1 protein-coding gene is annotated in these 1,451 nt (G+C 68.7%); it reads right to left on the reverse strand.

Translation table 11 applies throughout. The features are described from left to right. Positions 1 to 7: 7 nt before the first annotated feature. Positions 8 to 1,405, reverse strand: a complete 1,398-nt coding sequence (locus WEB03_RS00750; RefSeq protein WP_368069062.1) for an IS30 family transposase — start codon at positions 1,403 to 1,405, stop codon at positions 8 to 10. Between the last annotated feature and the right edge of the window lie 46 nt (positions 1,406 to 1,451).

The raw sequence follows: 1,451 nt of genomic DNA on the forward strand, positions 1-1,451 counted from the left end.
CTTAGGTTCAAGGGGTCGTCGCAGCACCGGCCTGTTCTGCAGAGCGTAGGTGGTCGTTGAGTGCCTCCGCGGGTGTCCGCCATCCGAGGGTTTTGCGGGGTCGGGTGTTGAGGGCGAGGGCGACGGCGGAGAGGTCGTCGGCGGAGTGCTTGGACAGATCGGTGCCCTTGGGGAAGTACTGGCGCAGCAGCCCGTTGGTGTTCTCGTTCGAACCGCGCTGCCAGGGGCTGTGGGGGTTGCAGAAGTAGATCGGCAGGCCGGTGTCGATGCGCAGTTGCGCGTGTTGAGCCATCTCCGCTCCTTGGTCCCAGGTCAGTGACCGACGTAGGTGCTCGGGCAGATCGACGATGGAGGCGCTGATCGCGTCGCGGACCGCTTCGGCGCCGTGGCCTGCCAGCGGCGGACCGTTCTTGACCGTCGGCTGTTGGCCGTGGCCTTCCATGCGGGGTAGGTGCAGCAGCATGGTGAACCGGGTGGTGCGCTCGACCAGGGTCCCGATCGCGGAGCTTCCCAGCCCGATGATCAGGTCGCCTTCCCAGTGGCCCGGCACGGCCCGGTCAGCGACCTCCGGGGGCCGCTCGGTAATCAGCAACTCGCGCGGGATGAACTTCTTGCCTCGCGCGTGGGTGCGTGCCCGAGGCACTCGCAGCGCCCGTCCAGTGCGCAGACACGCGCTCAACTCGCGGCGTAGAGCGCCGCGTCCTTGGACGTAGAGGGCCTGGTAGATGGCCTCGTGGGAAATCCTCATCGTTTCGTCATCGGGGAAGTCGACCTTCAGCCGGTTCGCGATCTGCTCGGGGCTCCACGCTACGCCCCAGCGTCGATGCTTCCGTGGCCCGTGTCGACGTCCGATCCACCGGACCTCAGGGCCCGCCACGACCTCCCCGCCGGGCCGCTGGATCGTGCCGCCGAGCCGGTCCTGTACGTACTGCCTGAGCTGCTCGTTCGCCGCGAGCTTGGCGGTTTTCGGGCGCAGGCCACGCCGATCGGCATGCCACTGCGCGAGGCTCGCCCTGTACTCGAGCTGGCCGCTACGGGTCGCCGCGCCGCGACGCAGCTCCCGCGAGATCGTCGACGAGCTGCGGTCCAGGCGCCGGGCGATCTCTCGACCGGTGACGCCTCGTGCGTGAAGGATGGCGATCTCCTCGCGTTCGCTGAATGACAGATAGCGCCCCGACAGCGGGGCCGGGCTGATCGTCGGCATGCCACCACCCTCACGAAACCAGCGGCTCCCCACCGCCGGAGACACTCCGGCTACCGCGGCGGCATCCTCGCTGGACTTCCCGGCTGCGATCGCCAACCAGAACCGCTGCCGATGTTCACGCCGCGCGACCGGCGGTCGCCCCGGCGACCGCATCGGTGCTCGTCCCGTCGCTCTCGCTGCCCACCCAGGTGCACGTCCCATTCCAGCTCCTCACCTTGAGGTGCTGCGACGACCGCTTGAATTCGCC

The sequence above is a fragment of the Nitriliruptor sp. genome, from assembly GCF_040882075.1.
In the GTDB taxonomy this organism is placed as follows: Bacteria; Actinomycetota; Nitriliruptoria; order Nitriliruptorales; family Nitriliruptoraceae; genus Nitriliruptor.

Coding starts and splice junctions, on each gene's coding strand:
- WEB03_RS00750 (WP_368069062.1), bottom strand. CDS start 1,405: ATGGGACGTGCACCTGGGTGGGCAGCGAGAGCGACGGGACGAGCACCG.